Genomic DNA, 19,435 nt, shown 5'->3' with positions numbered 1-19,435 from the left:
TAAGGTGGATCGGATGCGACTCGTGATCGCCCAGTGCACCGTGGACTATGTCGGCCGGCTTACCGCGCACCTGCCCTCTGCCCGGCGACTGCTGCTGCTGAAGGCCGACGGTTCGGTCAGCGTGCATGCCGATGATCGTGCCTATAAGCCGCTGAACTGGATGAGCCCACCGTGCCGCTTCACCGAGGAGACCGGCGGTGAGTTGCCGGTATGGGTGGTGGCTAACAAGAAAACCGGCGACCAGTTGCGGATCACTATCGAGGAGATCGAGCACGACTCCAGCCATGAGCTGGGTGTCGACCCCGGTCTGGTGAAAGACGGCGTCGAGGCACAACTGCAGGCGCTGCTCGCCGAGCATGTCGAACTGCTCGGCGAGGGTTACTCGTTGGTGCGCCGCGAATACATGACCGCGATCGGCCCGGTTGACCTGTTGTGTCGCGACGAACAAGGGCGAGCGGTCGCGGTGGAGATCAAGCGGCGCGGCGAGATCGACGGAGTGGAACAGCTCACTCGCTACCTCGAACTGCTCAACCGCGACAGTCTGCTGGCCCCGGTCAGCGGGGTATTCGCCGCTCAGCAGATCAAGCCGCAGGCCCGCACGCTGGCCACCGACCGCGGTATTCGTTGCCTGACACTGGATTATGACGCGATGCGCGGCATGGACAGCGACGAATTCCGGCTGTTCTGATCGCCTGCCGGAATAGCGGCGCGCGGTCGTGCGTTGGAGAAGCGCATGGCACTCGATGATCTTTTCCAGCCGCTGACGGTCCGTTCGCTGACCGTTCCCAACCGGTTCGCTATGGCGCCGATGACCCGCCAGGCTTCGCCCGGCGGCATTCCGGGCCGTGATGTGGCCGAGTACTACCGCCGCCGTGCTGCGGGCGGGGTAGGGCTGATCATCACCGAGGGCATCCGGTTGCCCGACCCGGCAGCGGGATTCCCGGCCAGCGTGCCGACGCTCGCCGGCGACGAGGTACTCGCCGGATGGACCCGTGTCGTGGACAGCGTCCACGCCGAGGGTGCGACGATCGCCGCGCAGCTGTGGCACCAGGGGATTGAGCGCCGCGATGAGGACGGTGTCGAACCCGTCGGCCCATCGGGCATCGACGGACACGGGGAACCGCGGGGCCGCGCGCTACGAACCGACGAACTCGCCGAGACCGCGCAGCTCTACGCGACCAGCGCCGCCACCGCGCGAGACCTCGGCTTCGACGCGGTCGAGATTCACGGCGCCCACGGCTACCTGCTCGACGAATTCTTCTGGGAGCGCACGAATCGCCGTACCGACGGCTACGGCGGATCGCTAGCGGCTCGCACGCGTTTCCCGGCCGAGGTGGTGGCGGCGGTGCGCGCGGCGGTCGGCCCGGACTATCCGATCATTTTTCGCTTCTCGCAGTGGAAGGGCACTGATTACGCGGCGTCCATTGCCGAGGATCCGACACAGTTGCAGGAACTGCTCACGCCACTGGTCGACGCCGGCGTAGATGCCCTACACCCCTCGACACGCAGGCACTATGCCCCCGCCTTCCCCGCTCATGACAGCCCCGACTATGACAGCGAATTGAGCCTCGCCGGGTGGACCAAGAAAGTCACCGGGGTGCCAGTCATCGCGGTCGGATCGGTCGGGTTGGAGACGCAGTTCCGCAGCGAGAAGCGTGGCGAGGTGATCCAGCCGGCACCGGTCGACCGTCTGGTCGAACAGTTCGACGCCGGGGAGTTCGACGTGGTGGCCATCGGGCGCGCGTTGCTCGCGGACCCGGGATGGGTGAATCGCCTACGCGACGGGGAGCTGGACGGGTTCCGCGGCTACGACGCGGCGGCCGCGCTATCCAAACTGGCCTGATCGTTGGGTCACTAGGCTGATCGCCGCCGCTACCGCCGCTGCAACAGCGCGTGGAGGACGGCCCCGACGGCTACGAATACATTGTCGTGCCGGTAGCGGGCTCGCGAGCCGTGAAGGTCTATCGGTGCCCGGGGTGCGATCACGAAATCCGTTGCGGCATAGCCCATGTGGTGGTATGGCCGCATAGGGCAAGCGACGCTGCGGGTGACGATCGGCGGCATTGGCATACGCCCTGCTGGGCTAACCGCAACAACCGGGGCCCGACCCGAAAGTGGTCCTAGTAGCCCCGACCAGGAACTGGTCCTAAATGCTCAGTGCGCTTCGGTGTTCGCGGCCGGCTCGACCAGCTCGACCAGCACGCCGCCGGCGTCCTTGGGGTGGATGAAGTTGATCCGCGAGTTCGACGTGCCGCGCCGCGGTGCGTCATAGAGCAACCGGACACCCTGCTCGCGCAGGCGCTCGGAGAGCGTGTCGATGTCGCTGGTCCGATAGGCCAGCTGCTGCAGGCCGGGGCCGCGTTTGTCCAGGAACTTCGCGATCGTCGACGACTCGTCGATCGGGGCCATCAGCTGAAGCTGCGCGCTGCCGACCGCGGCGCCGCGCACCGCGAGCATCGCTTCGACGATGCCCTGCTCCTCGTTGACCTCTTCGTGCAGCACGATCATCCCGAGCTTGTCGTGGTACCACTTCTTGGCCACTTCCAAGTCCGGGACTGCGATACCGACGTGGTCGACCGCCGTCACCAAGGCCGAGGCCAGGGCGGGACGTACCTCACAAGGGTCAGTGACGGATTCGGTGGTCATAACGTAACGGTAACCTGAGCGGAAACATCGTGCTGCGCCGACCGGAAAGATCGGCTCTTCAAACCCGCCCGGGAGGTAGTCATGACGACATCGGTGATCGTTGCTGGGGCTCGGACCCCGATCGGCCGGTTGATGGGTTCGCTGAAAGATTTCTCCGGCAGCGACCTGGGGGCCGTCGCCATCGCCGGGGCGCTGGAGAAGGCGCAGGTACCGGCCTCGCTGGTGCAGTACGTGATCATGGGCCAGGTGCTCACCGCGGGGGCCGGTCAGATGCCGGCTCGGCAGGCGGCGGTAGGTGCGGGTATCGGCTGGGATGTGCCGACGCTGACCATCAACAAGATGTGTCTGTCGGGGATCAACGCCATCGCCATGGCTGACCAGCTGATTCGCGCCGGCGAATTCGATGTGGTGGTGGCCGGCGGCCAGGAGTCCATGACCCAGGCGCCGCATCTGCTGATCAAAAGCCGTGAGGGCTACAAGTACGGCGACGTGACGGTGCGTGATCACCTCGCCTACGACGGTCTGCACGACGTCTTCACCGACCAGCCGATGGGGGCCCTCACCGAGCAGCGCAACGACGAAGACAAGTTCACCCGCGCAGAGCAGGACGAGTTCGCGGCCGAATCGCACCGCAAGGCCGCCGCGGCCTGGAAGGACGGCGTTTTCGCCGACGAGGTGGTGCCGGTGAAGATCCCGCAGCGTAAGGGGGATCCGCTGGAGTTCACCGAGGACGAGGGCATCCGGGCCAACACCACCGCAGAGTCGCTGGGCGGGCTCAAGCCGGCATTCCGCTCCGATGGCACCATCACCGCCGGTTCGTCGTCGCAGATCTCCGACGGCGCCGCCGCCGTGGTCGTGATGAGCAAGGCGAAGGCGCAGGAACTGGGGCTGGACTGGCTGTGCGAGATCGGGGCGCACGGCGTCGTGGCCGGACCGGATTCGACCCTGCAGTCCCAGCCGGCCAACGCCATCAAGAAGGCGATCGCCCGCGAGGGGATATCGATCGACCAACTCGACGTGGTGGAGATCAACGAGGCGTTTGCGGCGGTGTCGCTGGCCTCGACCCGTGAGCTGGGGCTCAATCCTGACGTGGTCAATGTGCACGGTGGCGCGATCGCGGTGGGGCACCCGATCGGGATGTCCGGGGCGCGGATCACGCTGCATGCCGCCCTCGAGCTCAAGCGGCTCGGTTCCGGCTACGCGGTGGCCGCGCTGTGCGGTGCCGGTGGTCAGGGCGACGCGCTCATCCTGCGCGCCGGGTAACAGCCTCCCTACGGTTGCGTAGGTTGCTGGCGCTGCCAATGTCCGCAGGACCTCGTCAAAGTGTGATCTTGGTCATAGTTGCGGGGTAGGCCTCCGAAATGGCCGTTGGAGGCGCCGCGTGGGCGGCGTGACAGACTTGACGGCGTGACGCGTCCTCGACCCCCGATCGGCCCGGCGTTGGCCGGAGCAGTGGATTTGTCCGGCCTCAAGCAGCCGGCACCATCCGGCGGTGCCGCCGGTAACTCCGCGGCCCCGCCGGGCGCTACCGAGATCACCGAGGCCAACTTCGAAGACGAGGTGCTGGTCCGGTCCAACCAGGTGCCGGTGGTAGTCCTGCTGTGGTCGCCGCGCAGTGAAGCCTGCATCCAGCTCGCCGACAACCTGGCCGGGCTGGCCCAGGCCGACAACGCTGGCGGCGAGGCCAAGTGGTCGCTGGCCACCATCAATGTCGACGTCGCCCCACGAGTGGCGCAGGTCTTCGGTGTGGACGCCGTGCCGACGGTGATAGCGCTGGCCGGCGGCCAACCGATCACCAGTTTTCAGGGGCCCCAGCCGCCCGACCAGCTGCGCCGCTGGGTGGACTCGCTGGTGTCGGCCACCGCAGGCAAGCTTGCCGGCGGCGGCGACGCCGAGCCTCCAGAACAGGTGGACCCGGTATTGGCACAGGCCCGTGACCAACTCGACGCCGGCGACTTCCCCGCGGCACGCGCCTCTTACCAGGCGTTGCTGGACACCGACCCCAATCACGTCGAAGCCAAGGGGGCGCTGCGCCAGCTCACCTTCCTGGAACGCGCGACCGGCCGGCAACCCGATGCACCGGCCCAGGCCGACGCCGACCCGGCCAACATCGAGGCTGCCTTCGCCGCGGCGGACGTGCAGATCCTCAACCAGGACGTCACCGCCGCGTTCGACCGGCTGATCGCACTGGTGCGACGAACTTCTGGTGACGAGCGGACCGAAGTGCGGACCCGGCTGGTGGAGCTGTTCGAGCTGTTCGACGCCGCCGATCCGGAGGTCGTCGCCGGCCGGCGCAACCTGGCCAACGCGCTGTACTGACCAGCTCGGATTACTCGGGCGCCAGCCACACGGCGGACAGCGCGGGTAGTACCAGCACCGCCGAGGCCGGCCGGCCGTGCCAGGGTTCGTCGGTGGCCTCGACCCCGCCCAAGTTGCCTGCGCCCCAACCGCGGTAGCCGACCGCATCGGTGTTGAGCACCTCACGCCAGCGGCCCGCCCGGGGCAGTCCTAGGTGGTAATCGGCGTGGGTGACGCCGGCGAAATTGAACACGCAGGCCAGCACCGAACCGTCGGTGCCGTAGCGCAGGAAGCTCAGCACGTTGTTGGCCGAGTCGTTGGCATCGATCCACGAGTAACCCCGCGGGTCGGCGTCCTGGGACCACAAGGCGGGCAGCGCGCGGTAGCGGGCGTTGAGGTCGCTGACCAGCCGCAGGATGCCGGGGGAGTAGCCGTCGGGCTCGATCTGGGGGTCGAGCTGGAACCAGTCGACTCCGCGCTCGTTGCACCACTCGGCGCGCTGCCCGAATTCCTGGCCCATGAACAGCAATTGCTTGCCGGGATGCGCCCACTGGTAGGCCAGCAGGGCGCGCAGGCCCGCAGCCTTGTGGTGGTCGTCTCCGGGCATCCGCGACCACAGCGTGCCCTTGCCGTGCACCACCTCGTCGTGGCTGATCGGCAGCACGTAGTTCTCACTGAACGCGTACAGCATGGAGAACGTCATGTTGTGGTGGTGATAGCTGCGGTGCACCGGATCGTGACCGAGGTAGGCCAGGGTGTCGTGCATCCAGCCCATGTTCCATTTCATCGAAAATCCCAGTCCGCCCAGGCTGGTGTCCCGGGTGACTCCCGGCCAGGAGGTGGACTCCTCGGCGATGGTCACGATGCCCGGCGCGACCCGGTGGGTGGTCGCGTTCAACTCCTGCAGGAACTGCACCGCCTCCAGGTTCTCTCGGCCGCCGTGGATGTTGGGGGTCCACCCACCGTGCGGGCGCGAATAGTCCAGGTAGAGCATCGATGCGACGGCATCCACCCGCAGCCCGTCCACATGAAACTCGGTCAGCCAGTACAGCGCATTGGCGACCAGGAAGTTGCGCACCTCTGGGCGGCCGAAGTCGAACACGTAGGTGCCCCAGTCGAGTTGCTCACCGCGGCGCGGATCGGAGTGCTCGTAGAGCGGGGTCCCGTCGAATCGACCCAGGGCCCAGTCGTCCTTGGGAAAATGCGCCGGCACCCAGTCCACGATGACGCCGATGCCCGCAGCATGCAGTGCGTCGACCAACGCCCGGAAGTCGTCGGGGGTGCCGAATCGCGCCGTCGGCGCGTAGTACGACGTCACCTGGTATCCCCAAGACCCGCCGAACGGATGCTCCGCCACCGGCAGCAGTTCGACATGGGTGAAGCCCTGCTGGACAACGTATTCGGTCAGTTCCACCGCCAGCTGGCGGTAGGTCAGCCCCGGGCGCCACGAACCCAGGTGGACCTCGTAGGTGCTCATCGGCTCGCTGACCGGGTCGCGCTTGCAGCGCTGTGCCATCCAGTCGGCGTCGTTCCAGGTGTAGTTGCTGACCGTCACCATCGATGCGGTGCGCGGCGGCACCTCGGTGGCGTAGGCAAACGGATCGGCGCGCTCGGTGACGGCGCCGTCGGCCCCGTGGATGCGGAACTTGTAGAGGCCGCCGGTGGGGAAGTCGGGCCAGAACAGCTCCCAGATTCCGGACGATCCCAAGGATCGCAGCGGGGCGTCGTCGCCGCCCCAGCCGTTGAAATCACCGATCAGACTCACCCCGGTGGCGTTGGGCGCCCACACCGCGAAGGACACGCCGGATACCTCGCCGTCGGGCGTGGTGAAGGTCCGATGCTGAGCCCCCATCACCTGCCAGAGACGTTCGTGGCGTCCCTCGGCGAACAGGTACAGGTCGAATTCGCCCAGCGTCGGCGCAAATCGGTATCCGTCGGCGACCGTGTGCACGCCGGTGGGCTCGGCGAATTCGCCCGTTTCCGGATAGTGCACCTCCAGTCGGTAATCGATGAGGCCGGTGAACGGCAGGGCCGCCGCGAACAATCCGGAGCCCAGGTCGCGCATGGTGACGCGTTCGGTACCGACGAGCAGCACTATGCGCCGGGCACGCGGGCGCAGCGCCCGGATAACCGTTGTCTTGCCGTATTCGTGAGCGCCCAGGATGGCGTGCGGATCATGGTGTTCACCGGCAAGTAGCCGGGTCAGGTCGGCAGGATGGGGCGCCAGGTGTCGGGTCATGGTGCTCATCAGCGGCGCAGCATCTCGGTGCGGGCACCGGCATTGATCGGCGGCATGGTGACGATGTGAGCAACCGCGCGTGCCGGGTCCAAGCGCACATAGTTGTCCTGACCCCAGTTGTAGTCCTCACCGCTGATCTGGTCACGTACCCAGAAGCGTTGATAATCAGGCATTCCCAGCGCCCACATGTCCAGGTGCAGCGTCGCCTGCTCGGCGCTGAACGGATTCAGCGTCACGACCACCAGCACGGTGTCGCCGGTAGCCGGGTCAAACTTGCTGTAGGCCAGCAGTGCGTCGTTGTCGACATGATGGAAGTGCACCGTGCGCAGCTGGTGCAGCGCCGGGTGCAGGCGGCGAATCTCGTTGAGCCGGGCGATGAATGGCTCTAGGGAGCGGCCTTCGGCGACGGCCCCGGCGAAGTCGCGGGGCCGAAGTTCGTACTTCTCCGAGTCGAGGTACTCCTCGCTGCCTTCATGCAGTGCGCGGTCTTCGAACAGCTCGAAACCGGAGTACACGCCCCACGCCGGGCTCAGCGTCGCCGCCAGTACCGCGCGGATGGCGAACATCCCGGGACCGCCGTGCTGCAGGCTGGCGTGCAGGATGTCGGGGGTGTTGACGAACAGATTCGGTCGGCGGTAGTCGGCGAATTCGGCGATCTCCCGACCGAATTCGGTGATCTCGGATTTCGTTGTCCGCCAAGTGAAGTAGGAATAGGACTGGGTGAACCCCAGCTTGGCCAAGCCGTACTGGCGCGCCGGTGGGGTGAACGCCTCGGACAAAAACAGCACATCGGGGTCGATGTTCTTGACGGCGGCGATCAACCACAGCCAGAAGTCCGGTGGCTTGGTGTGCGGGTTGTCGACCCGAAAGATCTTCACCCCGTGGTCCATCCAGAACCGGACCACCCGCAGTACCTCGGCGTACAGGCCGGCCGGATCGTTGTCGAAGTTCAGCGGGTAGATGTCCTGGTACTTCTTCGGCGGATTCTCCGCGTAGGCGATGGTGCCGTCGGGCAGCTCGGTGAACCATTCCCGATGCTGGGTGGCCCAGGGATGATCCGGTGCGCACTGCAACGCCAGGTCCAGGGCAACCTCCAGGTCGAGCCGGTGGGCCGCGGCGACGAAGTCGTCGAAGTCGCCGATGTCGCCCAGCTCCGGATGCACCGCGTCGTGGCCGCCCTCGGCGCTGCCGATGGCCCACGGCGAACCCACGTCGCCGGGTTCGGCGGTCGCGGAGTTGTTGCGGCCCTTGCGGTGTACCCGGCCGATGGGATGGACCGGCGGCAGGTACACCACGTCGAAACCCATCGCCGCGATCCGGGGCAATGCTGCGGCTGCGGTGGCGAACGTGCCGTGCACCGGTCGGCCCTCGGCGTCCCAGCCGCCGGTCGAGCGCGGAAACATCTCGTACCACGCACCGCGGCGTGCCAACGGGCGATCCACCCACACCTGGTGCTCGACACCGGTGGTGACCAGCTCACGCAGCGGGTAGCGGGCCAACAGCTCCTCCAGCTCGGCCGACAACGCCGGCGCGGCCCGTTGCACCGGGTCGCCCGAGGCGCGCAACGCGGCGGCCGCTGCCAGCACGCGTTTACGCTGCGCCCTCGGCACCCCGGCCGCGGCTCGGTCGAACAAGTCCGCGCCGATCAACAGGTCATTGGACAGTTCGGCCGCGGCCTGGCCGGCGTCCAGCTTGGCGGTCACCGCGTGCCGCCAGCTCTGCAACGGATCTCCCCAGCCCTCGACGCGGAAAGTCCACAGGCCGACGGCGTCGGGGGTGAAGGCGCCGTGGAAAACGTAGGCGTCGAACCCGGTGTGCATCGGCAGATGCCATGCCGAACCGGTCGAGGTCGTCGGCAGCGGATCACCCGGCAGCGGATAGCGGCGCCCGACGTAACGCACCACCAACGTCGCTGCGACGGCATCGTGGCCTTCACGCCAGACCGTGGCCTTGACCGGCACGGTCTCACCGACCACGGCCTTGGCCGGGTAGCGGCCGCACGAGACGACCGGTTCGACATCGTCGACCTCGACTCGGCCAGCCACCACACTCCGTTCGTCGTTGGGCTCTCTGCGCCCACGGTAGCCGTCGTCCGGGGGCCTGGCATCACGCAACATGTTCGCAACCGAACTGTCAGGTCTAGGGGGCAGTCGCAGATTGGCGTCGCCGGTAGTGTGGGCAAGCGTGAAGGCCCTCCGCCGGTTCACCGTTCGCGCCCACCTGCCCGAGAGGCTGCTGGCACTCGAACAGCTGTCGATGAACCTGCGCTGGTCGTGGGAGCAGCCGACGCAGGAGTTGTTCGCCGCCATCGACCCCGAATTGTGGGACGGGTGTGGGCGTGACCCGGTAGCGCTGCTGGGGGCGGTCAGTCCCGGGCGGCTCGAGGAGCTGGCCGCCGACCAGGAGTTCACCGCCCGGCTCGACGCACTGTCTGCCGACCTCACGGCGTACCTGACCAGGCCGCGGTGGTACCAGCACCAGCAGGACGCCGGGGCGGCGCTGCCGACGGCGGTCGCCTACTTCTCGATGGAATTCGGTGTCGCCGAAGCGCTGCCCAACTACTCAGGCGGCCTGGGGATCCTGGCCGGGGACCACCTGAAGTCGGCGTCGGATCTGGGCGTGCCCTTGATTGCGGTGGGGTTGTACTACCGGTCCGGCTATTTCCGTCAAGCGTTGACCTCCGACGGCTGGCAACGCGAAACCTATCCGGCACTGGACCCGCAGGGGCTGCCGTTGCGGCTGCTCGTCGATACCGACGCCCGCCCGGTGCTGATCGATGTGGCGTTGCCCGGGGCCGGCCGGTTGCGGGCCCGGATCTGGGTCGCGCAGGTCGGCCGAGTGCCGTTGCTGCTGCTGGATTCCGACATCGGCGAGAACCCGCACCAGCTGCGCGGTATCACCGACCGGCTGTACGGTGGCGACCAGGAGCACCGGATCCGTCAGGAGATCCTGGCCGGGATCGGCGGTGTGCGGGCGATCCGCGAGTTCACCCGGTTGCAGGGCATTCCTGCTCCCGAGGTCTTTCACATGAACGAGGGACATGCGGGCTTCCTCGGCGTCGAACGCATCCGTGAGCTGATCGCCGAGCAGGGCCTGGATTTTGACACCGCGCTGGCCGTGGTCCGATCGGCGACGGTGTTCACCACCCACACCCCGGTCCCGGCCGGAATCGACCGGTTTCCCGCCGACATGGTGCGCCGCTACTTCGGCGACGGTGGTGATGCCCTGGTCGCCGGGGTGCCTACTGAGCGGGTCATGGAACTGGGTGTGGAACATGATCCCGGCATGTTCAACATGGCCCACATGGGTCTGCGGCTGGCGCAGCGCGCCAACGGTGTCTCGCGGCTGCACGGCCGGGTCAGCCGGGCGATGTTCAACGACCTGTGGCCCGGATTCGACGGCGACGAGGTGCCGATCGGCTCGATCACCAACGGCGTGCACGCGCCGAGTTGGGCGGCACCGCCGTGGCTGCAGCTCAGTCGCGACGTGGCCGCTGCCGACTCGTTTAGCGAGCCCGCAGCCTGGCAACGCCTGCAACAGGTCGACCCCGTCACGCTGTGGTCCATCCGCTCGGAGCTGCGGGCACTGCTGGTCGACGAGGTCCGGTTGCGGCTGCTGCAGTCCGGGCTGGAACGCGGCTCCTCGGAAGCCGAGTTGGGCTGGATCGCCACCGCATTCGACCCCGACGTGCTGACCATCGGCTTCGCCCGACGAGTGCCGACGTACAAGCGGTTGACGCTGATGCTGCGTGATCCCGACCGACTGGAGCAGCTGCTGCTCGATGAGCAGCGTCCCGTCCAGCTGATCGTCGCCGGCAAGTCCCATCCGGCCGACGACGACGGCAAGGCGCTGATCCAGCAGGTGGTGCGGTTCGCCGACCGCCCGGAGGTGCGGCACCGCATTGCGTTCCTGCCGGACTACGACATGTCGATGGCGCGGCGCCTCTACGCCGGATGCGACGTCTGGCTGAATAATCCGCTGCGCCCGTTGGAGGCCTGCGGTACTTCGGGAATGAAGAGCGCGCTCAACGGCGGGCTGAACCTGTCGATTCGCGACGGCTGGTGGGACGAATGGTTCGACGGCCAGAACGGCTGGGCGATTCCCACCGCGGACGGCGTCGCCGACGAGAACCGGCGTGACGATCTGGAAGCCGCGGCGCTCTACGACCTGCTGGCGTCGTCGGTGGTGCCGAAGTTCTACGAACGTGACGACCGGGGCGTGCCGCCGCGCTGGATGGAGATGGTGCACCACACGCTGCAGACGCTGGGACCCAAAGTGCTGGCGTCGCGGATGGTGCACGACTACGTGGAGCAGTGTTATGCCCCGGCCGCGCAGTCGTTGCGGCGCACCTGCGAGCCGATCGACGGCGTGCCTTACGGGGCGGCACGTCAGCTGGCCGACTACCGGAGCCGAGCGGAGGCGGCCTGGCCGCACATCCAGATCACCGACGTCGACAGCACCGGCCTGCCCGATGCGCCCTGGTTGGGATCGGAGCTGACGCTGACCGCCGCGGTGCGCCTGGCCGGTTTGCGGCCGGACGAGGTGGTGGTGCAGGCCGTGCTGGGCCGGGTGGATTCCGGTGACACCCTGCTGGATCCGGTCACCGTGGCGATGTCGCACGCCCACACCGACGCCGACGGAACCGAAGTGTTCTCCACGACCAGTCGGCTACCGGTGGCTGGGGCAGTGGGCTACACCGTGCGGGTGCTGCCGTGCCATCCGTTGCTGTCCGGCGATGCTGAACTGGGTCTGGTCACGCTGGCCTGAGGCTGCGCCTGGGAGACGGTGGCGTCAGGGGAAGCGGGCCAGGCAGCGATCGAAATCGCCGAGCACCCCGGTGCGGTAGGCATCGATGCGCGAGAACCCGGCCGGTACCGACTCGCCGTTGACGTCGCCGGCGGCCAGACCGTTGGTCAGCAGGCCTGCGACTGCTTCGTCCAGATCGCCTGCGGTCAATGCGATCCTGCCGCCATTGGAGGTGGTGACGCCCTGGGACAGTCGGGTGGTGGCCACCCCGGTGAGGCACGCGGTGCGCAGTGCGGCGGCGGCGTTGTCGAGCACCAACCCGCCGTGTTCGATCTGCACCCGCTGCAGGTACCGCGAGATCAGCGCCGAGTAGGCGGTGTTGTCGCCGGACAGTGTCGCCAACTTCTGGTCCTTGCTCGGGGTGCCCATGGTCTGCAGGGCCGGCAGGTCGACCGCGATGGTGTTGGTCGCCGGACAATACGAGGCTGGCGGACTAGGCCGGGCGTCCGCACACGACGATGCGGTCGCGGCGTCGAAAGTGAGTGTCGGCGGTTGGGCCGGCGTGAAGGCGATGTTCATCGCGTCGACGACCAGCCGCACCGATTCCTCGCTGACCGGCACCTCGCCGGTTTCGTCCTGTTGTAGCTGAACGGGCAGTTCACCGCGTCGCTGCTCGATCTCCTTGGCATCGATCGCCTTACACGACCCGGCACCGTCGGTGAACCCGAACTGGAACGCCGAGATCCGCTCGAAGGCCGAGCCGTGCTCGTTGCCGCCGATCGTTTCGTCGGGACCGAGTAATGGATCACGCAGCGCCAGCATCGCGGCCAGCACGCCGTTGAGCCCGTCGCCGGTGCTCAGCGTGAAGCGGGGGGAATCACCCTGGGCCACCCAGCGCAGGTAGACACCCGCCAGGCAGTCGGCCTGCTGCTCAGCCACCAGTGTCGGGGTCTGGCGCCGCTTGGTGATGCCGGCAGTGCGGGCGATCGCGTGACCGTATTCGTGGGCGAGCACCATGGCGATGGCCATGTCGCCGTAGGCGCTGCGCAGCGCCGGCAGCAGTAGCCGGCGGTCCCAGCCGATGGTGTTGTCCAGATAGCAGTAGGCAGCGTTGACCAGCAGGAAAGTCCTACTGTCACAGAATGTTCCACGTAGTCGACCCGGATCCCAGGACAGCAGTGATTTCGCCGGCTTGAACTCGCCGTCGAAGGTGTTGGGATAGCTCGTGGTCCAAAACGCCTCGAGATCGCTGACCGACTGGGCGGCGAGCTGATCGATCCGCCCGCCGTCGGTGCCGTCGACTTCCCGGGTCGGCGGCGGGGCGTCCGGACGCAGCCCGGTGGGGCCGTCGACGGCCTGCAGGCCAGTGGGCGCAGCCCGACAGCAGCAAGGCGATCACGACAGCTAGACACCCCACCTGTCGTCGACGCATCGGGTGCTACCTCTCGGACGTTGGTGCCGGGCCGTTGCCCAGAATAAGCGGTGCGGCGCGCACGCGGTGCGACATGAAAACGGCGCCGAGTCGGAATCTGACGACCCGACCCGACACGCACGGCTGGCGTCGCCAAATTGCGTTTCGCGGCCGAACGTCCGCCCGCGCTACCCGGGCTGGGTAACCCGGGGCTGGTTGAGCCGGGTCAACGCGGCGCGGACCACCGTGGCATCGGTGGTGCCCCAGAACGGCGGCAGCGAGGCCCGCAGATAACCGGCGTAGCGGGCGGTGGCCATCCGGGAGTCGAGTACCGCCACCACGCCCCGGTCGTCGTTCCCGCGCAGCAGCCGGCCGGCGCCCTGGGCCAGCAGCAGGGCCGCATGGTTGGCGGCGACCGCCATGAAACCGTTGCCCCCGTGGGCGGTGATGGCGCGCTGCCGGGCGGTCAGCAGCGGATCGTCCGGGCGCGGGAACGGGATGCGGTCGATGAGCACCAGCGACAGTGACGGCCCCGGTACATCGACGCCCTGCCACAGCGACAGCGTGCCGAACAGCGACGTCTCGGCGTCGTCGGCGAACTGCTGCACCAGCGCGCCGGTGGTGTCGTCGCCCTGGCACAGCACCGGGGTGTCGAGGCGCTCGCGCATCGCTTCGGCCGCGGCTCGGGCCGCCCGCATCGAGGAGAACAGGCCCAGGGTCCGGCCGCCGGCCGCGGTGATCAGCGCGGTGATCTCGTCGAGCTGTTCGGCGGTGCCGGTGCCGTCGCGCCCGGGTGGCGGCAGGTGCGCAGCGACGTAGAGGATGCCCGCCTTGGCGTGCGCAAACGGCGAGCCGACATCAAGGCCGCGCCAGCGCGCCGCCTGGGGATCCTCACCGCGCCGCAGACCCCAGTCGCCGGCCATGGCGTCGAAGGATCCGCCGACAGTCAGGGTCGCTGAGGTCAGCACCGTCGTCGCGCGGGCGAACAGCCGCTCGCGCAGTAGCCCCGCCACCGACAGCGGCGCCACCCGCAGCACGGCCCGCACCGAGCCGCGGTTGTCTTCATGGCTCAGCCAGACCACGTCGTAGCGGTCGGGGATGGCCGGCTCGAACGAGGTCAGGATCCGGGATGCGGTGTCGGCGATCTCGGTCAGTGCGGCGGCCGACTCTTTGCGCGCGGCCGCGGCCTTGGGATCGGCCGGTGCGGTGTCGATGGCGGCGCGGGCCGCACCGGCGGCGTCGCGCAGGGCGGCCAGATAGGTGGCCAGCTCGTCGTCGAGGTGATCCATCCGGCCGGGCGTGCCGTCGTGGATCGCCGAGCCGAACGTCAGCGAGGCGGCATCGAGGCGCTGGACCAGCTCGGGGGAGACCAGCCGGCCGACGCGGCGCACCGCGACGCTGAGCAGGGTCGCGCTCAGTTCGGCGGTGGCCACCGAGGTCACCCGGTCGGCGAGCTCGTGCGCCTCGTCGATCACCAGCAGGTGATGCTCGGGTAGCACGGTGGTGTCGGAGATGGCGTCGATGGCCAACAGGGCATGGTTGGTGACGACGACGTCGGCCTCGGCAGCGACGGCGCGGGCCCGCTCGGCGAAGCATTCCGTGCCGTATTGGCAGCGCACCGCGCCCACGCATTCCCGCGCCGAGACGCTGACTTGGGACCAGGACCGTTCCGGTACACCGGGTTTGAGGTCGTCGCGGTCACCAGTGTCGGTGTCTTCAGCCCAGGCGGTCAGTCGCTGCACGTCGCGGCCCAGGGCGCTGGCCGCGAACGGATCGAACAGTTCGGCCTGCGGCTCGTGGTCGGATTCCTCGGCTATGCCGGTGTGGATCTTGTTCAGACACAGGTAATTTCGCCGGCCCTTGAGCAAAGCAAAGGTAGGCCGCCGAGGCAGCACTTTTTCCAGGGCGCCGGCCAGACGCGGCAGGTCACGGTCGACGAGCTGGCGCTGCAGTGCGATGGTCGCGGTCGACACCACGACCGGGTTCTCGTCGGTCAACGCCCGCGCGATCGCAGGAACCAGGTAGGCCAGCGACTTGCCGGTACCGGTGCCGGCCTGCACCGCCAGATGTTCGCCGGTGTCGAAGCAGCGCGCCACCGCCTCGGCCATGCGAACCTGGCCCTCGCGTTCGCTGCCGCCCAGTGCGGCTACCGCGGCGGCGAGCAGCTCGGATACGGACGGGTCAGCCATGGTGTGCACACGGTAGCCCGCTTTCCGATCTGCATGCTCATTCGTCAGGCCGTGGCGGCGGAGCGGGACACCAGATAGGTTCCGTGTCCCTCGATGACCAAGCCGTCACTACCGAATCGCAGGACCTCGTTGACGAGTCCGCCGTTCTGGTTGCGGTAGTTGATCACGAGGGTGTCGATGCCTCGGTACACGTCTTCGACGACAAAATGCAGATTCGGGATGCGCTGCAGAGCGCCGGACCAGTACTGGCGCAACGCGGCCTTGCCGCGGATCACTCCGGCCGTTTCGGGATACAACTGTGCGGCCACCGGGGAGGTGAACGCGGCGTCGTCATGAAAGTGCGCCAGAACAGCGTCTACGTCATGGTTGTTCCAGGCTTGCGCCCACTCCTGGCTGAACGTCGCCGCATCGATGTCCATGTTGCTCACGGTAGCGACACCGGCGCCCGCGCCCCACCCATTTTCCCGTCAACGGTCGCTACCCTGAGGCGATGAGCAGCCAGCGGTTGCCAGGCGGCGCAGTGCACGGACTACCGGCAGATCTGCGGGACGGACTGTTGGTCAGCCCCACGGCGCTGGACGCATGGCACAGCATTACCCCCCTGGCGCGCAACGAGTTCATCTGCTGGGTCGAAGATGCCAAGCAGCAGGCGACCCGCGAGCGACGGATCCGCCGCACGCGCGAGGAACTCGAGGAAGGCAAGCGGCGCCCCTGCTGCTGGCCAGGGTGCAAACACCGGGAACGCACCGGACGCTGACCGAATGGGTGCAGACTGCACCCATTGGTCGGTATGATTGCCAGATATGTCGAAGGTCATGCACATCCGGGACGTTCCCGATGAGGTCCACGCTGCACTGGTCGAAGCCGCCGATGCGCAGGGACTTTCGCTGACCAGGTACCTCCAGCGCGAATTGGAGCACCTTGCCAAGCGTGCTCAGGTAGTGCGGCATAACGCTGCGGTGGTTCGTCGCACGCAGCGCGCGGTCCTGGACCGGGCCGATCGCGACACGATCTTGTCGGTGCTGCACGAGGGGCGCGGTGAGTGAAGATCGTCGACGCCGGAGTAGTCGTGGAACTGCTCGTCGGCGGACTTGATCCCCAGCGGCTCGGGCACGAAGAACTGGCAGCCCCACACCTGGTCGACAGCGAAGTCACTCAGGTGCTCCGCGGACTTGTTCGGCGCGGTGTCCTCGGTGCCGAACAAGGCGATCTCGCGATGGACGGCTTCATGCAGTTGACGCTGACCAGGTTCGCGGCTGATTGGCTGCGGCCGAGGATATGGGAGCTGCGGGACAACCTCAGCGCCTACGACGCCACCTATGTAGCGCTTGCCGAATTGGTCGACGCCACGGCACTGCTCACCACCGACGCTCGGCTGGCGAATGCGCCCGGGCCACGGTGTCGGGTCGACCTGCTATAGCTCATCACTACGAGAAACCAGCCGGGTCGGGATCGCCGGCTCGCCGTGCGCGAGTTTGAGCCCCTCCCACGGCAGGCTGTGCAGCCCGGCCATGACGCGCTCGCGCGCCGCGGCCAGCGCGGTCGGCCCAGTCTCGGTCACCACGTCGCCGCTCCGTACCAGCGGAACGGGCAATATCCGGGTCCACAGGTCCACCACCGGTGGCTGCCCGGCCGGGTAGACGACCTCCTCGGTGACGATGCCGCTCTCCCGGGCGACTCGCAGCGCCTGTTTGAGTCCGCCTTGCGATCCTTTGCCGGTGCTGCGCTTGTGCACCGGATTGCCGTCCACCTCGACCAGTTTGTAGACGAAACCGGCCGCGGGCACTCCTGAGCCGGTCACCAGCGCGGTGCCGACACCGTAGCTGTCCACCGGCGCGGCCCGCAGCGCCGCGATGCCGTATTCGTCGAGGTCGCCGGAGACCACGATCCTGGTTTTGGTGGCACCCAGCCGGTCCAGCTGGTCGCGGACCTGATGGGCCAACACCGCCAGCTCCCCGGAGTCGATGCGCACGGCGCCCAGTCCGGGTCCGGCGGCCGCGACGGCGTTGGCCACCCCGGTGGTGACGTCATAGGTGTCCACCAGCAGCGTGGTGTCGACCCCTTGCGCGGCGACCTGGGCGCGGAAAGCCGCCACCTCGCCGTCGGCTCCGGTATGCAGCAGCGTGAAGGCGTGTGCACTGGTGCCCAGCGCTGGCACACCGAACCTGCGGTGCGCCTCCAGATTGGAGGTTCCGGCGAACCCCGCCAGGTAGGCCGCCCGGGCCGCAGCCACGGCGGCCTGCTCGTGCGTGCGGCGTGAGCCCATCTCGATCAGGGGCCGTCCGCCTGCCGCGTTAACCATGCGTGCGGCTGCCGAGGCGATCGCGGTGTCGTGATTGAAGATCGACAGCAACAGTGTCTCCAGCACGACGCACTCGGCGAAGCTGCCCCGAACGCTGAGCACCGGCGACCCGGCGAAATACAGCTCGCCTTCGGGGTAGCCGTCGATGTCGCCGCGGAAGCGGTAATCCGCCAGGAAATTCACGGTTTGGCGATCCAGGAACCCCGAGAGCAGACGCAGCGCGGCGTCGTCGAAGGTGAACCCGATCAGGGCTTCCAGAAACCGGTCGGTGCCCGCGACCACCCCATAGCGGCGCGCCTCGGGCAGGCGGCGGGTGAACATTTCGAAGCCGGTCCGTCTATGGGCCGTGCCGTCGCGCAGCGCCGCGGCGAGCATGGTCAGCTCGTACTTGTCGGTGAGTAGCCCGCCGCACCGGGCCGGAGAGTTCACTCGCCAACCGTATCGACTGGACTGCACCCCACCTCGGCTCGGTATCCTGACCGGTATGGCCACGTCAGCACCGACGTCCGCCCCGGTGAAACCGCAGGGCACCGGACAGCGGCACGCCGACCCGGTCGAGGAGACGGCTTCCCCCTGGGTGACCATCGTCTGGGACGACCCGATCAACCTGATGACCTATGTGACGTACATCTTCCAGAAACTGTTCGGTTACAGCGAGCAGCACGCGACCAAGCTGATGCTGCAGGTGCACCACGAGGGCAAGGCCGTGGTGTCGGCGGGAAGCCGTGAGTCGATGGAGGTCGACGTGTCCAAGCTGCATGCCGCCGGGTTGTGGGCGACCATGCAGCAGGACCGCTGAGGCTCAACCGAAGGGAACCAGGACTTCACCGTGCAGAAGTGGAAGCGGGTAGAGACCGACGACGGACCCCGCTTCCGGTCTGCGCTGGCCCTTCACGAGGCCGCGCTGCTCCGGAATCTGGTCGGGTCGATCGTCGGCATGCTCGACGCGCGGGAGTCCTCGTCGCCGCCAGACGAACTTGAACAGCTCACCGGGATACGCATCGGCAACACCCGGACGCCCGCTGACGCCACGACGCGTCGGCTGCTGCCGGACTTCTATCGCCCGGAAGGTGGCGAGGACGGCTCTGCGGTTGACGCAGAGGGTCTGAACGCAGCGCTGCGCAGTCTGCACGAACCGGGGATTATCGATGCCAAACGTGGTGCGGCGCAACAGGTGCTGGCTACGGTTCCCGAACAGGGTGGTCGTTTCGAGTTGACCGAGGAGCAGGCCAACGCTTGGATTGCCGCGGTCAACGACATTCGCCTCGCGCTGGGCACCGTGCTCAAGATTGGTCCCGACGGTCCCGCTCAGGTGCCGGCGGGTGATCCCATGGCTGGTCAGCTCAACGTGTATCAGTGGCTCACCGTGCTGCAGGAATTCCTGGTGGTCGCACTGATGGGAAGGCCCCGACGATGACAGGCATGGGTTCGATCACCGATGTCGCAGGAATTCGGGTGGGCCACCACCACCGGATCGACTCGGATGCGACACTGGGCTCCGGCTGGGCCACCGGCGTCACGGTCGTGTTGGCGCCACCCGGGACGGTCGGCGCCGTCGACGGTCGCGGTGGGGCACCTGTCTCCTATCCACATCCGACGCCGCC

Annotated in this window: 18 protein-coding genes and 1 pseudogene; 12 read left to right on the top strand and 7 right to left on the bottom strand. The window is 67.8% G+C overall.

What is annotated here, in order from left to right:
- Window positions 1–13 precede the first annotated feature (13 nt).
- Genes nucS through BN4346_RS49165 form a run of 3 tightly spaced genes read left to right on the top strand, consistent with a single transcriptional unit; the run spans window position 14 to window position 2,124 of the window.
- The gene (gene nucS, locus BN4346_RS40735) at window positions 14–688 is read left to right on the top strand and encodes an endonuclease NucS (protein WP_067975358.1); all 675 of its coding nucleotides are present in this window, start codon (window positions 14–16) and stop codon (window positions 686–688) included.
- A gap of 45 nt (window positions 689–733) precedes the next feature.
- A complete protein-coding gene (locus BN4346_RS40730) occupies window positions 734–1,843 on the top strand; it encodes an NADH:flavin oxidoreductase (protein WP_067975354.1) in 1,110 nt (369 codons plus the stop codon).
- A 38-nt stretch (window positions 1,844–1,881) separates the two neighbouring features.
- Window positions 1,882–2,124: a hypothetical protein gene (locus tag BN4346_RS49165; RefSeq protein ID WP_078058758.1), complete on the top strand. Its 243-nt coding sequence runs from the start codon at window positions 1,882–1,884 to the stop codon at window positions 2,122–2,124.
- Window positions 2,125–2,154: 30 nt separating this feature from the next.
- Here BN4346_RS49165 and mce read toward each other — a convergent pair whose 3' ends face one another.
- A complete protein-coding gene (mce, locus tag BN4346_RS40720; protein WP_067975112.1) occupies window positions 2,155–2,646 on the bottom strand; it encodes a methylmalonyl-CoA epimerase in 492 nt (163 codons plus the stop codon).
- An 81-nt stretch (window positions 2,647–2,727) separates the two neighbouring features.
- Here mce and BN4346_RS40715 point away from each other — a divergent pair, with 81 nt between their 5' ends.
- On the top strand, window positions 2,728–3,909 hold the full coding sequence (locus BN4346_RS40715) for an acetyl-CoA C-acetyltransferase (protein ID WP_067975109.1): 1,182 nt from the start codon (window positions 2,728–2,730) through the stop codon (window positions 3,907–3,909).
- Between the two features lie 144 nt (window positions 3,910–4,053).
- Window positions 4,054–4,965 (top strand): tetratricopeptide repeat protein, encoded by a 912-nt coding sequence (locus tag BN4346_RS40710; protein WP_067975105.1) that lies wholly within the window; start codon window positions 4,054–4,056, stop codon window positions 4,963–4,965.
- Between the two features lie 10 nt (window positions 4,966–4,975).
- On the opposite strand, the gene glgB is transcribed toward BN4346_RS40710, so the two are convergent.
- Both glgB and BN4346_RS40700 read right to left on the bottom strand, forming a co-directional pair.
- Window positions 4,976–7,192, bottom strand: a complete 2,217-nt coding sequence (gene glgB / locus BN4346_RS40705) for a 1,4-alpha-glucan branching protein GlgB (protein WP_067975102.1) — start codon at window positions 7,190–7,192, stop codon at window positions 4,976–4,978.
- Window positions 7,192–9,228: a maltotransferase domain-containing protein gene (locus tag BN4346_RS40700; RefSeq protein WP_067975352.1), complete on the bottom strand. Its 2,037-nt coding sequence runs from the start codon at window positions 9,226–9,228 to the stop codon at window positions 7,192–7,194. Before BN4346_RS40700 ends, glgB begins: the two co-directional genes overlap by 1 nt.
- 139 nt (window positions 9,229–9,367) lie before the next feature.
- Here BN4346_RS40700 and glgP point away from each other — a divergent pair, with 139 nt between their 5' ends.
- The gene (glgP, locus tag BN4346_RS40695) at window positions 9,368–11,950 is read left to right on the top strand and encodes an alpha-glucan family phosphorylase (protein ID WP_067975100.1); all 2,583 of its coding nucleotides are present in this window, start codon (window positions 9,368–9,370) and stop codon (window positions 11,948–11,950) included.
- Between the two features lie 24 nt (window positions 11,951–11,974).
- Here glgP and BN4346_RS40690 read toward each other — a convergent pair.
- From BN4346_RS40690 to BN4346_RS40680, 3 genes and pseudogenes are all read right to left on the bottom strand, one after another.
- A pseudogene (locus BN4346_RS40690) lies at window positions 11,975–13,294 on the bottom strand (neutral zinc metallopeptidase); the annotation flags it as partial.
- Between the two features lie 234 nt (window positions 13,295–13,528).
- The gene (locus BN4346_RS40685; protein WP_067975348.1) at window positions 13,529–15,529 is read right to left on the bottom strand and encodes an ATP-dependent DNA helicase; all 2,001 of its coding nucleotides are present in this window, start codon (window positions 15,527–15,529) and stop codon (window positions 13,529–13,531) included.
- Window positions 15,530–15,573: 44 nt separating this feature from the next.
- Window positions 15,574–15,948 (bottom strand): nuclear transport factor 2 family protein, encoded by a 375-nt coding sequence (locus BN4346_RS40680; protein WP_067975098.1) that lies wholly within the window; start codon window positions 15,946–15,948, stop codon window positions 15,574–15,576.
- A gap of 71 nt (window positions 15,949–16,019) precedes the next feature.
- On the opposite strand from BN4346_RS40680, the gene BN4346_RS40675 reads away from it, so the two are divergent.
- The 3 genes from BN4346_RS40675 to BN4346_RS48215 are packed head-to-tail and all read left to right on the top strand — an operon-like array spanning window position 16,020 to window position 16,949.
- Window positions 16,020–16,286: a YdeI/OmpD-associated family protein gene (locus BN4346_RS40675; protein ID WP_067975097.1), complete on the top strand. Its 267-nt coding sequence runs from the start codon at window positions 16,020–16,022 to the stop codon at window positions 16,284–16,286.
- Between the two features lie 46 nt (window positions 16,287–16,332).
- Window positions 16,333–16,575, top strand: coding sequence for a hypothetical protein (locus tag BN4346_RS40670; protein ID WP_067975094.1), 243 nt, complete (start codon window positions 16,333–16,335; stop codon window positions 16,573–16,575).
- Complete coding sequence (locus tag BN4346_RS48215; RefSeq protein WP_067975091.1) at window positions 16,572–16,949, top strand: type II toxin-antitoxin system VapC family toxin; 378 nt, start codon at window positions 16,572–16,574, stop codon at window positions 16,947–16,949. The genes BN4346_RS40670 and BN4346_RS48215 overlap by 4 nt, the downstream gene beginning before the upstream one ends.
- Here the strand turns inward: BN4346_RS48215 and BN4346_RS40660 are convergent.
- Window positions 16,944–18,260, bottom strand: a complete 1,317-nt coding sequence (locus tag BN4346_RS40660; protein ID WP_096867568.1) for a nicotinate phosphoribosyltransferase — start codon at window positions 18,258–18,260, stop codon at window positions 16,944–16,946. The two genes, BN4346_RS48215 and BN4346_RS40660, sit on opposite strands and share 6 nt — an antisense overlap.
- Window positions 18,261–18,315: 55 nt before the next feature.
- On the opposite strand from BN4346_RS40660, the gene clpS reads away from it, so the two are divergent.
- The 3 genes from clpS to BN4346_RS40645 form a co-directional block, all read left to right on the top strand.
- The gene (clpS, locus tag BN4346_RS40655; protein WP_067975090.1) at window positions 18,316–18,630 is read left to right on the top strand and encodes an ATP-dependent Clp protease adapter ClpS; all 315 of its coding nucleotides are present in this window, start codon (window positions 18,316–18,318) and stop codon (window positions 18,628–18,630) included.
- A 30-nt stretch (window positions 18,631–18,660) separates the two neighbouring features.
- Window positions 18,661–19,248 carry an oxidative stress transcriptional regulator AosR gene (aosR, locus tag BN4346_RS40650; protein ID WP_067975083.1) on the top strand — a complete coding sequence of 196 codons (588 nt, stop codon included), beginning with the start codon at window positions 18,661–18,663 and terminating at the stop codon, window positions 19,246–19,248.
- 5 nt (window positions 19,249–19,253) lie between these two features.
- Window positions 19,254–19,435, top strand: a 182-nt coding sequence (locus BN4346_RS40645; RefSeq protein WP_167666232.1) for a P1 family peptidase, incomplete at its 3' end; no start/stop codon positions are given.

Origin of the sequence: Mycolicibacter icosiumassiliensis (genome assembly GCF_900078685.2) — a bacterium.
In the GTDB taxonomy this organism is placed as follows: domain Bacteria; phylum Actinomycetota; class Actinomycetes; order Mycobacteriales; family Mycobacteriaceae; genus Mycobacterium; species Mycobacterium icosiumassiliensis.
The sequence above is the reverse complement of the archived record's forward strand: the minus strand, read 5'-3'. Positions and strand labels throughout refer to the sequence as shown.